Here is a 12,112-nt window from a genome sequence, read left to right as displayed (position 1 = left end):
GGGGGGCGGCCCCCCCCCAACACCCGAAGATGCACTACCGGGACCAGTCCTGCTCGCTGTCTCAGCTGCCCCCCTCGCCCCTTCGGGGCACTCCCCCCGGAGTACCGGGGGGAGACGCTCGAATCAACCGAAGACGGCCATCCGGGACCAGTCCCGCCCGCAGGGGGCTCACTTCGTTCGCTTGGCTGCACCCCTCGCCAGGAACCCGAGGGGTTCCCGCACTCCCCCCGGGGGTACCGGGGGGAGACGCTCGGAGAATCCCGAAGACGGCCTACCGGTCTCGCGGGGGCTCACTTCGTTCGCGTGGCTGAACCCGCTCGCCCTCGGCTCGCTTCCCAAACCTGTCCTGAAATCTGGGAATTGATAGCCATCGACTCAGGTTCTAATACTGCAGTACACTAAGAAACCCTAGATTCGCCCCCGCGGTGAGTTCGAAAATCGAGGAGCACCCATGTCGAGAGCAGTAGGAATCGACCTCGGGACCACCAATAGCGTGGTCGCCGTGTTCGAAGGCGGCGAACCCGCCGTCATCCCCAACGCCGAAGGCCACCGCACCACCCCATCGGTGGTCGCCTTCTCCAAGAGCGGCGAAGTCCTGGTTGGCGAGGTCGCCAAGCGCCAGGCCATCACCAACCCCGAGCGGACGATCCGCTCGGTCAAGCGTCACATGGGCGAGAGTTGGTCGGTCGAGATCGATGGCAGGGAATACAACGCCCAGGAGATCAGCGCCCGCATCCTGATGAAGCTCAAGCGCGACGCCGAGGCGTACCTCGGCGCCCCGGTCACCCAGGCGGTGATCACGGTGCCGGCGTACTTCGGCGATGCACAGCGCCAGGCCACCAAGGAAGCGGGTCAGATCGCCGGCCTCGAGGTGCTCCGCATCATCAACGAGCCCACCGCGGCCGCTCTCGCCTACGGCCTCGACAAGGCAGGGGACGACCAGACGATCCTCGTGTACGACCTCGGCGGCGGCACCTTCGACGTCTCGGTGCTCGAAATCGGCGAGGGCGTCTTCGAGGTGAAGTCCACCGCCGGCAACACCCACCTCGGCGGCGACGACTGGGACCAGCGGGTCATCGACTGGATGGTCAAGTCGTTCAAGGACGAGCAGGGGGTCGACCTCAGCAAGGATCCGATGGCACTGCAGCGCCTCAAGGAGGCCGCCGAGAAGGCGAAGATCGAGCTCTCGCAGGTGACCTCAACCGAGATCAACCTGCCCTTCGTCACGGCCACCAGCGAAGGCCCGCTGCACATGCAGCGCACGCTCAGTCGATCGGAATTCCAGAAGATGACGGAGGACCTGCTCGAGGCGACCAAGCAGCCGTTCAATCAGGCCATCAAGGACGCCGGCATCAAGGTGGGCGACATCGACCACGTGATCCTCGTCGGCGGCTCCACCCGTATGCCGGCGGTCGTCGACCTTGTGAAGTCCCTCACCGGCAAGGACCCCCACAAGGGCGTCAACCCCGATGAGGTGGTCGCGGCCGGCGCCGCTCTGCAGGCAGGCGTCCTCAAGGGCGACGTCAAGGACATCCTCTTGCTCGACGTGACCCCGTTGACCCTCGGTATCGAGACCCTCGGCGGGGTGTTCACCAAGATGATCGACCGGAACACCACCATCCCCACCAGGCGGTCCGAGGTGTTCACCACCGCGGCCGACAGCCAGCCCGAGGTCGAGGTGCATGTGCTCCAGGGCGAGGGCGAGATGGTCGACCGCAACCAGTCACTGGGGCGGTTCAACCTGACCGGGATCGCCCCCGCACCGCGGGGTATGCCCAAGATCGAGGTCACCTTCGACATCGATGCCAACGGCATCGTCTCAGTGTCGGCCAAGGACCTCGGCACGGGCAAAAGCCAGCAGATCACCATCACCGGGGGCACCGCGCTTCCCAAGGACGAGATCGAGAAGATGGTGAAGGACGCCGAAGCGCACGCCGCCGAGGACCATGCTCGGCGCGAGGCGGCCGAGGCCCGCAACCAGGCCGACCATGCCGCCTACCAGGTGGGCAAGCAGCTCGAGGAGCACGGGTCGGTGCTGTCCGACGACGAGCGCTCGACGGTCGAAGACAAGGTGGCTGCGGTCAAGAAGCTGCTCGAGGATCCGGCGGCCGATACCGCCGGCTTGAAGAGCGCCACCGACGAACTGGTGAAGGGTGCGCAGGTGATCGGGCAGAAGATGTACGAGGCGCAGCAGACCGCCGAATCGGAAGGCGGCGAACCGAGCACCGACGACGGCGTCGTGGAGGCCGAGATCGTCGATGAAGGTGAGCCGTCGTGACCGACGAACTTCCCGTCGAGGACGGCGGATTCGTCTCGATCGACCTCGAGCTGCCTGACGACCCCGACCAAGCGGTCGACATGCTGATCGCCGAGTTGTCTGATGCCCGCACTGCGGCCGAGTCGCATCTCGACGATCTCAAGCGTGTGGCCGCCGACTTCGAGAACTATCGGAAGCGGGCAAACCGCGAGCGCGAAGAGATCATGATCCGGGCTTCGGAGCGCCTCGTGACCGATCTTCTCCCGGTGCTCGACTCCCTCGAGGCGGCCCTCGCCGCCGAAGTAGACGGCGGGGTGCGCCTGCTCGTAGGGGTTCGCAACACCCAGCAGCAGATGCTCGACATCCTGACGGCGCACGGGCTCGAACCGATCACCGCCCAGGGCCAGCCTTTCGATCCGAATCTGCATGAGGCGATCTCGGGCGGCGGGGACGGCCACCTCGTGGTGGTCGCCGAGGTTCGCCGCGGGTACTCGTTCAATGGCCGGGTGATCAGGCCCGCCCTGGTCCAGGTCGCCGCCGAGGACCTCTCCGAGGGGGACTGACCGTGAGCGTCCGCCGCGACTGGCTCGAGAAGGACTTCTACGCGGTCCTCGGAGTCGATCGGACGGCGACGGGCAAGGACCTCAAGAAGTCCTACCGCAAGCTCGCCCAGCAGTTCCACCCCGACACCAACCCTGGTGACGACTCGGCGGAGACGCGATTCAAGGAGGTCACCGAGGCCTACGACGTGCTCTCCGACCCCAAATTGCGCGAGGAGTACGACCAGGCACGGGACGCCTTTGCACGCGGCGCGTGGGCGGGCTCGCCGCAGGGTGGCGCGCAGTATGTCCGGTTCGACGACCTCGGCGACATGGGCGACTTCGGCTCGATCTTCGGAGGTGCGGGGCTCGGCGACCTGTTCCGGGGGGGCCGGCGAGGACCGCAAAAGGGTGCCGACCTCGATGGTGAGCTGAGGCTCACCTTCCACGAAGCCATCGCCGGCTCCACCCGGACCCTCACCATCTCGAGCGCCGAAGGACCGCGCGAGGTACAGGTGAAGATTCCACCGGGCGTCGACGACGGACAGCTCATCCGGGTGAAGGGCAAGGGGGCCCCCGGGTTAGGCGGTGGCCCTCCCGGCGACATCCTCGTTCGAGTCAGGGCCGGGGACCATCCGCTCTTCAACCGTAAAGGGCTGAATCTCGAGCTGACCGTGCCCATCACCTTCGCCGAGGCGGCCCTCGGCGCCAACATCACCGTTCCCACCCTGGACGGCAAGGTGACCCTGAAGGTGCCACCGGGCACGCAATCGGGGCGGACCTTCCGGGTGTCGGGCAAGGGGGTGGCCGGCCCCAAGCGCACCGGCGACCTACTCGTCACCGTCGAAGTCGCCGTTCCCGAGAGCCTCACCGACGCCGAGAGAGCGCTGATCGAGCAGCTCCAGGATCTTCAATCCCACGACCCGCGACCGCACCTGGGGGTGTGACCCATGACCGACCGAAAGCCCGAAGCCGTGTACATCATCTCGGTGGCCGCGGAGATCGTCGGGATGCACCCCCAGACCCTGCGCATCTACGAGCGCCGCGGCCTGTTGCGCCCCTTCCGCACGCCCGGAGGCACCCGCCGCTACTCGGACGAGGACCTGGAGCGCCTCGGCCTCATCCAGGACCTCACCGCCGCCGGAGTCAACATCGAGGGCGTAAGACTCGTGCTGGAGATGCGCGAGGAGATCGCCCGCCTCGAACACCAGGTATCCCGCCTCCGCCGACTACTCGGCGAGGCACAAGCCCGCCTCCTCGGCGCCGAACTGGAAACGAGGGGCAAGAACCTCCCGGATGTGCCGAGAGCGCGAGTCGTCGAATAACAGCCAGTTCCTGTTGCCACGCCCTCAGGGGTTGACGGTGATGGTCCCGGTCATCGAGGAATGGAACGAGCAGAAGTAGCCAAATGAGCCGGCGGAGTTGAACTGATGCGAGAACGATGTCCCTGACGACTTCGAACCCGAGTTCCACAGTCCCCCATTGCTGGTGGTGGTGTGGGTGCCCTCGGTGAATGACCACACGATGGTGTCGCCCACCGTGATCGTCCTGTTGGCCGGTGAGAACTGGTTGTTGCTGACGCTGATTCCAAACGTCTGAGGGCCGCTCGAGGTCGTCGAGGTCGTGGTGCCCACCGTCGTGGTGGTGGCTGCGGTCGTGGTGGTGGCTGCGGTCGTGGTGGTGGCGGCTCCGCTGGTCGTGGTGGCCGCGGCGGTCGTCGTGGTGGCGGCTCCGCTGGTCGTGGCCGTCCCCCCGCTGGAACTCGAGGTGGTGGCACCAGCGGTGGTGGTCACCGATCCGCTGGTCGTGGTGGTGCCAATCGTCGTCGAGACAGGACTACTGGTCCCTGAGCTGGTCGTCGAGGTGAATGCGACGGTACTCGGGGGTGTAGTGGTCCCCGCGGTGGTGGAGGTCGATCCGGCGCCGGTGGCGTCGTCACCGCAGGCGGCGAGAGAGGCGGCGAGCGACAGGGCAGCGAGTCCCCGAATGGCGATCTGAGCCGATCCCATCGCGTACTAACGACACTGGGGCGAATTCGTTCCCGGCCTGACTCTCCTCCTTCGCCGAGACCGAGCAGGTGCCTCCATCGGTGGAGACAGCGGGCCGCTCAAGTCAATTGCGTGCCCGCGAATTCCCAGGTCCCGTCGGACCGAATGGCGAGGTAGAACCCACCGACATAGCTGTTCAGAGATCTCATCCGTGCGATGCGTTCGTCGTCGTAGAGCGATCGCAGCCCTTCCCAGTCGGCCGCGGTTCGCTGGTCCGCCGACAGGACTGAGACACGAGGCCAATACCACCTCCGGTTGCCATCTGGGTCGACGATCTCAGTGGGCGGAAGCGACAGCACCGCTGCGATCAGGCCCAGAACGTCCTCGCCATCGCGCATCAGGCCGATCCAATAGTCGATCGGGCTCCCCATGAATCCCAACCCGTCGTAGTTGGCGAAGAAGTCGGGATCGGAGGTCAGACTTCGAAGTGACGCCCAGTCGCAGTCGATCGCAGCCTGGTAGATCGCTCGACGCGTCTCCGCGACCGCCGCCGGCAGGTCCTGGTCCGTCAGGGGCGGCGTGCGATCGGTACAAGGCAGCGCTTCCGGTTGGTCGTCCGGGCGGAATACGAACGCGGTGACGTAAAGGGTCGCGCCCTCCTCGGGGACTCCGTCGAGTTCGGAGCCCAGAGGGATCGGGAGCGCCCCGGCCATGACTAGCCGATCATTGCCTGCCACAAGGCGGTGCACGCCAGCGGGTACGTCGAGGCTCGCCATTACCCAACCTCCATCGACCTGAGAAATCGCGATTGGTGACCTGGCGTTCGAAACGGCTCGATCCTCGAACAACTCTATTCCGGTGAGCACGACGGCCCCCTGATACCGCGCCACGGTCGTGAAACCGACGGCCTCACCACCGTCCGGGGTCCGAGAAGGCAGGTCGGAGGCAACCCAATGAACCGCGTCGACCGAGCTCCACACCTTCCCGAAGTTGGGGTCATGGAGGAGATAGCCGAGGCTGTCGGCGAAAATCTGGACGACGAACGACGTCTCGAGCCCGATCGGGGTGATCCGCTCCCAGCTGATCCCGTCGAACGACCGATACAGCACCGGCCACCAGAAGGACGAATGATCCGAGGCGAGCCCGAGAATCCCTGCCGGCCCCGCCACCAAGGAGTCGAAACTCAACATCTGGCCGTCGGGAACATCGCTCCGATGCCACGACGCACCCGCATCGTCGGAATACCAGGCGGCGGCCACCACGTCCTCTGGCGGCATCACGCCGAATGTGCCCTCGCCCGCAGCCACCAGGCGGCCACGCCACTCGACAATCGACGCTATGGCGCTCCAGGATGAATCGGGCCCGCCGTCGACGGTCACTGAGTCCCACCCCATCCATGACCGCCAGACGGTTGCCCTACCGCCCGCACTCCCTGCTGCGACCCAGCCGCCTCCTCGGGACGAGAACGAGAGCGGCCCGACAAGTACATCGCTGTCCCATTCGGCCGCCTCGACCCACACGAGCCCGTCGTCAGACTCCCACGCCACTGGGTTGCCGCCGGCCATCCGTGTCATCAACGCGAAAGACTCGCCGTTGAATGCGAGATCAAGAGACCTGCCGCGTCTGGTTGGGTCGACGTTCACCTGCGACCATTCGCCAGCCCAGCCGGTGACCTGGCTACCCGTCTCAGACTCCGCCGGAAAGCGGCCCCCCAACTGCAACTCTGCGACGGCGATCTCAGGGAGGGCCGGGAAGTCCTGAGGCCCATAACCAACCTGTGGTGAGTAGACGGCGAGCACATGAATGGTGAACACGCTTCCGGTAAGCGGCGAAACCGACACGCCGTTGCCGTCCAGATTGGAGTCTTCGAAATCGACAAGGACCGACCCGCCCTCGTCGGTGGTCAACTCGATCTGTCGGATCCGCGACCGGCGAAGGAATTCGAGGCGATCGCCGAGGTTCTGGAGTGCGACACCCGACACCGTCACCGTCTCCCCGAACGACATCGTGATGATCGGCAGGTCGTCGTCCCAGGCGACGCTCCACGCCGTGAATGGGTTCTGATCATTGATCTCGGCGCACGGAACTTCGAGTGCCCCCACGATGCACTCGATCGAGTCGGGTACAAGAGCTACGAGATCGTCGTTGCTCGGCGAGAGGTAGGTGATCGTGGTGGCCGGCAACGAAGTCGTGCTCGCTGCAATCGGGAGAGTGGTGGCCGCGTCCGGTGCTCGATCGGACCCGGGGACTACGAGAAGCAGCACCCCAGTCGTGACCACAACTACGGAGAAGAGTGCGGCTGCCACGAGTAGCCGAGACCGCTGCCGGTGGAGCATCGGAGCTTCCCCGGAGAACATGCCCTCGATCTCCGGGCGTGGAGCGATCTCCTCGAACAGCCTGCGAAGGCGGTCGCCGATCTCACTCATCGTCGACGCCTAGCCCGACCCGCAGTTTCGCAAGTCCCCTATCGAGGTGGGTCTGAATCGAGGAACGCCCGATGCCGAGCAGATCGGCTGCCTCCTGGTGGGTGTACTCGAAGGCCTCGACGAGCACGACGACTTCCCGTTGGCGTTTCGACAGAGACATCAGAGCATCCGACAGCCGTGGTTCCACCCACGGCGGTTCACCTCTCGGGACATCGGGGGAAGGTAGAGGCCTGATTTGGGGACGCCTCCGCGCCAGCCTCTGGCCTACTCGGTACAGGTACCCGACGGGGTTCTTCATCCGCCCGACCCGATCCCAGTGGCGCATCCCATAAACGAGTGTGTCGCTCAAGGCATCCATCCCTCGCTCGGCTCCGTGCCCGGCAACCAGGGCGTATCGGAGTCGTGGCTCGACGACCCGAAGGAACTCCTCGTAGCTGTCCCACTCATCCACGTGTTGAGGGCCTTCCTACCGAGAAAGGGGTGCGACCCTGCAGTTTGCACGACAAGTCGGAGAGTGAGGAAGTCGTTGGAGTGCTCGCTGTCGGCTCACTTCGTTCGCTTCGCTGCCCCCTCCGTCACCCGCCCTCGGGCGACCTCCCCCAGACGGCGGAGGAGGATGTTCGGCCTCAGCCGGTGAGCGAGAACAGTTCTCCGATGGTGGTCTGGGTCTGCGCCCATTCGGTCTGGGCGAGAGCGATGTCGCCGGCCCTCAGAGCAGAACAGGTGCCCTCGAGACCGTCGAAGAGCAGATCGAGCAGCGGGTCGACCTCCTCGGTTGGCCCGGGGTCGATCGCCTCGCGCCAGGAAGCGAACAGGGGCTCCATCTCGTCGCACGCTCGCAGCGCCGCCGGAGGGACATAGTCCCCGGGCAACCGACTGCGAATCGCGGTGATGCTCGACGACGCCACCAGGATGTCGGCAAGAACCGGCTGGGCAGCCACAGACCATTCCTCCTGGCTCGGACGCGCTTCGCCACCGCACGCCACAGTGCCCAACACGAACACGAGGGCAGCGATCCCGACCCGGGAACCCCGGGCCAAGCGTGAGAATCGGTGCTTGGTGATGTCGGCCATCGTCGACTCCGGGTCCGCTTGGGGCGGGATCCTAGGCAAGCACCGGGAGCAAGACTCCCGGCGGGTGAACGAGTGGTGACGAACACGCCGGGCTCTCACGCTTCGACCGACACACCCCTCCAGAACGCGATCCGGTCCTTGATCTGGAGGGCCGCGGGGGACGGATCGGGGTAGTACCAGGCGGCCGAAGGATTCACCTCACCGCCGACCACCACATCGAAGTAGGAAGCGACGCCCTTCCAATGGCACATCGTGTGTTTGTCGGAGGGTGCCAGATGGCGGTGGTCGACTGACTCGACCGGAAAGTAGTGATTGCCCTCCACGACGACGGTGTCGTCGGACTGGGCGATCACCGCGTTGTTCCAGATGGCGCGCATTGAGAACCAAGAATCAAGAAACCAAGAGTGCTACTTCCGCAACGCGTCCCGGATTTCGCGTAACAAGACGATTTCCTCGGATGGCTCCACCGCCACCTCGTCCGCTGCCGAACCCCGGGCCATGCGGGCCTTCAGCGCGTTGTAGGGCCGCACCACCAGGAAGAAGACCGCAAGCGCCACCGACAGGAACGCGATCAACGCGTTGAGAAAGGCACCGTAGGAGATCACGGCGTCGTTCCAGATAGTCAGCGTCAGACCTGAGAAGTCGTGGGTGCCGAAGATCGCGCCGATGACCGGCGTGACCACGTTGGCCACCAGCGAGGTCACCACCGCCACGAATGCCAGGGCCATCACCAGGCCCACGGCGATCTCGACCAGATTGCCGCGAGCGATGAACTGCTTGAACTCCTTGATCATTCGAGAACCTCCCTGGAGTGCCAAGTATCAAGAAGGGATTCTTGTCCTGCAACCTGCCCGCTGCGACCTGCGACCTGACTTCCGAGTCGAATGAGCCAACAACCAGCAACTTGGACTGGCTTCCAGTCGATCATCGAGGGACAACTAGCGTGGAGTCATGACCTCGAACAGCGACTCCCGTCTCGTCAATGTCCTCGCCGTGCTTGGCGGCATCGTCTTCGCCCTTTTCGTCGTGGTCCTGTTCATCGTGTTCAGCGGCGACGGCATCGACACCGCGGCGACCACCACCGCCGGTACCCCGAGCTCGGTGGCCACCACGACCACCTCGGGCGAGGGTTCCACTACGACGGGCGCCGACACCACCTCCACGACGGATGCCACCAGCACGACGTCGGCATTCGGGGGTGACACGGAGACCAAGACCAACGACACCCTCGACGGCGATCCCGGGCGGAATCTCACCGATGTGCGGGTGGGCGACCATCCCGACGAGGGATACGTCCGGGTGGTGTTCAACCTCACCGGGGAAGGCAGCCCCAACTATGTGGTCGGCTACGAGGACGGGCCGTTCATGGAGACCTCCGGCGACACCGTCGAAGTGGACGGCGAAGCCTTCCTCGTGGTCCACATTTCCCCCGCCCGCCTCCATGACATTGACAGCGGCGACCCGACCTACACAGGTGACCTGGAACTCGACCCCGGCATCAACCCGATCGTGCAGGTGAAGTTCATCGACGACTTCGAGGCCTCGATGACCTGGGTGATCGGCCTCGACGCGGAACGACCGTTCACGGTGCGCGTCTTCCAGGACCCGCTGCGGGTGATAGTGGACATCGGCAAGTAGGGCACGCGGAGCGACCGCGCCGAGCGGCGTCCCCGAAGGTTGCAGACAGACCTATTGAGATCGTGGCATAACAATGGCATACTTAGGGCATGGCCAGAGTCCGCGTCAGCACCACCGTCGACGAGGAACTCCTCTCCCAGGCCAGAGAGCTGCGCACGGGAGCGAATGACGCCACCATCCTCGACGAGTCGTTGAAGGCGTTGCTCCGAGTCCACCGCTCCGCCGAGGTCGACGCCGCCTACGCCGCTTACGACAAGCATCCGCTGAACCAGTCGGATGAGTGGGGGGACCTGGCCTCCTTCCGCCAGGCTGCCGGACCCTCGTGACGGTTATGCCGGCCCGAGGGGAAGTCTGGTGGTGCGAGTTGCCTGAGATCTCGCGACGCCCAGTGGTGGTGCTGTCCCGGGATGCGACGATCCCGAGATTGCGGCGGGCTCTCGTCGCACCATGCACCACGACGATTCGCGGGCTCCCGAGCGAAGTGGTGCTCGAACCGGGAGACGACCCGGTCCCTCTGCGGTCGGCAATCAACCTCGATTCGGTCGAGAGCGTGGCGATTGGCGTGCTCACCGACAGGCTCGGTCGCCTCAGTGATCATCGGATGCGCCAGGTCTGTGCGGCCCTCGCGGTTGCCGTCGACTGCGACTGAACACCCGACCGGTACCGGCCCGTGGCGTGCCAACTATCTTGTCCCCATACTCGGAGGTGACGGGATGGACAGTCAGGCTTGGCTCTGGTTCTGGATCGGTGCGGCGGTCTTCCTGTCGGTCGCCGAGATCTTTACCGCAGGGTTCTTCATGCTGCCATTCGGCATCGGGGCAGCGGCGGCGGCGGTCATGGCCTTCTTCGAGACCGACGAAGTGCCCCAACTCATCGTCTTCATCGTGGTGTCAGCGATCTCGCTCTACCTGCTGCGGCGCTTTGTTCGGATCGGAGACGAGGTGCAGCACAACGTCGGTGCCAACCGGTTCATGGGCCGGGTCGCCCGGGTCACCGAGGAGATCGACCCCGAGACCGGGGAGGGCGAGGTCCGGATGGAGACGGAGACGTGGCGAGCCACCACCGACGGAGGACCCATCGCGGTGGGGACCAACGTGAAAGTGCTCGAAGTCCGAGGCACTCGCCTCGTCGTCGAGCCCGAGAAGTGAACAAGGGAGAGAGATGGAACCGCTAGCAATCATCCTGATCGTCGTCGGCGTCCTATTCCTGATCGTGGTGTCGCGGGCACTGAAGATCGTGACGCAGTTCGAGAAGGGACTCGTCGAGCGGTTTGGGCGCTTCGACCACATGGTCGACCCGGGACTGCGGTTCATCGTGCCGTTCATCGACCGAATCCGTCGGGTCGACATGCGCGAGCAGGTCGTCGACGTGCCGCCGCAGGAAGTCATCACCAAGGACAACGTGGTGGTGACGGTGGACGCGGTGGTGTACTACCAGGCGACCGACCCGGTGAAGCTGAAGTACAACGTCGCCAACTTCATCCTTGCCGCCACCAAGCTGGCACAGACCAACCTGAGGAACATCGTCGGCGAACTCCAACTCGACGAAGCACTGACCTCCCGCGACATGATCAACGCCCAGTTGCGGACCGTCCTCGACGAGGCCACCGACGTCTGGGGCACCCGGGTGGTCCGGGTCGAAATCCAGCGCATCGATCCCCCGCCGGACATCACCGAGGCCATGCACCGCCAGATGAAGGCGGAACGCGATCGCCGGGCCACGGTCACCGAGGCGGAGGGCGAGAAGCGGGCCGCCATCCTTCGGGCGGAGGGCGTCAAGGAGGCGCGCATCCTGGAGGCACAGGGCCAGGCCGAGGCCATCAAGGAAGTCGCCGAGGCTGAGAAGTTCCAGAAGCTGACCGTCGCCGAAGGCGAAGGACAGGCCATCGAGCGGGTGTTCAGCGCGATCCACACCGGCGACCCGACGCCAGACCTGATCGCCATCCGCTACCTGACCGCCCTCGAGGCCATCGCCGACGGCCAGGCCACGAAGATCTTCCTCCCCTACGAAGCCTCCGGCGTGCTCGCCAGCATCGGAGTGGTGAAGGAGCTGTGGGAAAGTAAGGAGGCCTGAGCCGAAGGCTCAGACCTCAGCGATTGGCGATTGGCGATACGCGGCCAAGACATCGTCCTCCCCTGCCGTCTTCGGCGGGGGAGGGGGCACCGCCGTCCTCGGCGGTGACGGAAGGGGC

The 12,112-nt window shown here is 65.3% G+C and carries 16 protein-coding genes; 10 read left to right on the top strand and 6 right to left on the bottom strand.

Features of this window, described 5'->3' with window-relative positions:
• Window positions 1-451: 451 nt before the first annotated feature.
• Genes dnaK through WD184_01935 form a run of 4 tightly spaced genes read left to right on the top strand, consistent with a single transcriptional unit; the run spans window position 452 to window position 4,121 of the window.
• Complete coding sequence (gene dnaK, locus WD184_01950) at window positions 452-2,278, top strand: molecular chaperone DnaK (GenBank protein MEX0825511.1); 1,827 nt, start codon at window positions 452-454, stop codon at window positions 2,276-2,278.
• The gene (locus WD184_01945; GenBank protein MEX0825510.1) at window positions 2,275-2,820 is read left to right on the top strand and encodes a nucleotide exchange factor GrpE; all 546 of its coding nucleotides are present in this window, start codon (window positions 2,275-2,277) and stop codon (window positions 2,818-2,820) included. Before dnaK ends, WD184_01945 begins: the two co-directional genes overlap by 4 nt.
• 2 nt (window positions 2,821-2,822) lie before the next feature.
• Window positions 2,823-3,743, top strand: coding sequence for a DnaJ C-terminal domain-containing protein (locus tag WD184_01940; protein MEX0825509.1), 921 nt, complete (start codon window positions 2,823-2,825; stop codon window positions 3,741-3,743).
• Between the two features lie 3 nt (window positions 3,744-3,746).
• Window positions 3,747-4,121, top strand: a complete 375-nt coding sequence (locus WD184_01935) for a helix-turn-helix transcriptional regulator (protein ID MEX0825508.1) — start codon at window positions 3,747-3,749, stop codon at window positions 4,119-4,121.
• A 24-nt stretch (window positions 4,122-4,145) separates the two neighbouring features.
• On the opposite strand, the gene WD184_01930 is transcribed toward WD184_01935, so the two are convergent.
• Window positions 4,146-4,430: a plastocyanin/azurin family copper-binding protein gene (locus WD184_01930; GenBank protein ID MEX0825507.1), complete on the bottom strand. Its 285-nt coding sequence runs from the start codon at window positions 4,428-4,430 to the stop codon at window positions 4,146-4,148.
• On the opposite strand from WD184_01930, the gene WD184_01925 reads away from it, so the two are divergent.
• Window positions 4,423-4,794, top strand: coding sequence for a hypothetical protein (locus WD184_01925; protein MEX0825506.1), 372 nt, complete (start codon window positions 4,423-4,425; stop codon window positions 4,792-4,794). The genes WD184_01930 and WD184_01925 overlap by 8 nt on opposite strands.
• Window positions 4,795-4,903: 109 nt before the next feature.
• Here WD184_01925 and WD184_01920 read toward each other — a convergent pair whose 3' ends face one another.
• From WD184_01920 to mscL, 5 genes are all read right to left on the bottom strand, one after another.
• Window positions 4,904-7,210 carry a sialidase family protein gene (locus tag WD184_01920; protein ID MEX0825505.1) on the bottom strand — a complete coding sequence of 769 codons (2,307 nt, stop codon included), beginning with the start codon at window positions 7,208-7,210 and terminating at the stop codon, window positions 4,904-4,906.
• Window positions 7,203-7,661 (bottom strand): RNA polymerase sigma factor, encoded by a 459-nt coding sequence (locus tag WD184_01915; protein ID MEX0825504.1) that lies wholly within the window; start codon window positions 7,659-7,661, stop codon window positions 7,203-7,205. Before WD184_01915 ends, WD184_01920 begins: the two co-directional genes overlap by 8 nt.
• 175 nt (window positions 7,662-7,836) lie before the next feature.
• Window positions 7,837-8,283: a hypothetical protein gene (locus WD184_01910; GenBank protein MEX0825503.1), complete on the bottom strand. Its 447-nt coding sequence runs from the start codon at window positions 8,281-8,283 to the stop codon at window positions 7,837-7,839.
• A 95-nt stretch (window positions 8,284-8,378) separates the two neighbouring features.
• Window positions 8,379-8,660, bottom strand: coding sequence for a DUF427 domain-containing protein (locus WD184_01905; GenBank protein ID MEX0825502.1), 282 nt, complete (start codon window positions 8,658-8,660; stop codon window positions 8,379-8,381).
• A gap of 30 nt (window positions 8,661-8,690) precedes the next feature.
• Entirely contained in the window at window positions 8,691-9,077 is a 387-nt protein-coding gene (gene mscL, locus WD184_01900; GenBank protein ID MEX0825501.1) for a large conductance mechanosensitive channel protein MscL, read from the bottom strand.
• A gap of 157 nt (window positions 9,078-9,234) precedes the next feature.
• Here mscL and WD184_01895 point away from each other — a divergent pair, with 157 nt between their 5' ends.
• From WD184_01895 to WD184_01875, 5 genes are all read left to right on the top strand, one after another.
• Window positions 9,235-9,921 carry a hypothetical protein gene (locus WD184_01895; GenBank protein ID MEX0825500.1) on the top strand — a complete coding sequence of 229 codons (687 nt, stop codon included), beginning with the start codon at window positions 9,235-9,237 and terminating at the stop codon, window positions 9,919-9,921.
• 89 nt (window positions 9,922-10,010) lie between these two features.
• The gene (locus WD184_01890) at window positions 10,011-10,247 is read left to right on the top strand and encodes a DUF2191 domain-containing protein (protein ID MEX0825499.1); all 237 of its coding nucleotides are present in this window, start codon (window positions 10,011-10,013) and stop codon (window positions 10,245-10,247) included.
• Entirely contained in the window at window positions 10,244-10,570 is a 327-nt protein-coding gene (locus tag WD184_01885) for a type II toxin-antitoxin system PemK/MazF family toxin (GenBank protein ID MEX0825498.1), read from the top strand. Before WD184_01890 ends, WD184_01885 begins: the two co-directional genes overlap by 4 nt.
• A 64-nt stretch (window positions 10,571-10,634) precedes the next feature.
• On the top strand, window positions 10,635-11,069 hold the full coding sequence (locus tag WD184_01880; protein ID MEX0825497.1) for an NfeD family protein: 435 nt from the start codon (window positions 10,635-10,637) through the stop codon (window positions 11,067-11,069).
• Between the two features lie 13 nt (window positions 11,070-11,082).
• The gene (locus WD184_01875; GenBank protein MEX0825496.1) at window positions 11,083-11,994 is read left to right on the top strand and encodes an SPFH domain-containing protein; all 912 of its coding nucleotides are present in this window, start codon (window positions 11,083-11,085) and stop codon (window positions 11,992-11,994) included.
• Window positions 11,995-12,112: the final 118 nt, after the last annotated feature.

The sequence above is a fragment of the Acidimicrobiia bacterium genome, assembly GCA_040878325.1.
Classification (GTDB): Bacteria; Actinomycetota; Acidimicrobiia; order Spongiisociales; family UBA11373; genus JAUYIV01.
This window is presented reverse-complemented; position numbering and strand designations above follow the sequence as displayed.

What these genes read in the sequence shown, in the direction of transcription:
- dnaK (MEX0825511.1), top strand. Translation starts at nt 452, where the DNA reads ATGTCGAGAGCAGTAGGAATCGACCTCGGGACCACCAATAGCGTGGTC.
- WD184_01935 (MEX0825508.1), top strand. Translation starts at nt 3,747, where the DNA reads ATGACCGACCGAAAGCCCGAAGCCGTGTACATCATCTCGGTGGCCGCG.
- WD184_01920 (MEX0825505.1), bottom strand. Translation starts at nt 7,210, where the DNA reads ATGAGTGAGATCGGCGACCGCCTTCGCAGGCTGTTCGAGGAGATCGCT.
- WD184_01910 (MEX0825503.1), bottom strand. Translation starts at nt 8,283, where the DNA reads ATGGCCGACATCACCAAGCACCGATTCTCACGCTTGGCCCGGGGTTCC.
- WD184_01905 (MEX0825502.1), bottom strand. Translation starts at nt 8,660, where the DNA reads ATGCGCGCCATCTGGAACAACGCGGTGATCGCCCAGTCCGACGACACC.
- mscL (MEX0825501.1), bottom strand. Translation starts at nt 9,077, where the DNA reads ATGATCAAGGAGTTCAAGCAGTTCATCGCTCGCGGCAATCTGGTCGAG.
- WD184_01895 (MEX0825500.1), top strand. Translation starts at nt 9,235, where the DNA reads ATGACCTCGAACAGCGACTCCCGTCTCGTCAATGTCCTCGCCGTGCTT.
- WD184_01890 (MEX0825499.1), top strand. Translation starts at nt 10,011, where the DNA reads ATGGCCAGAGTCCGCGTCAGCACCACCGTCGACGAGGAACTCCTCTCC.
- WD184_01880 (MEX0825497.1), top strand. Translation starts at nt 10,635, where the DNA reads ATGGACAGTCAGGCTTGGCTCTGGTTCTGGATCGGTGCGGCGGTCTTC.
- WD184_01875 (MEX0825496.1), top strand. Translation starts at nt 11,083, where the DNA reads ATGGAACCGCTAGCAATCATCCTGATCGTCGTCGGCGTCCTATTCCTG.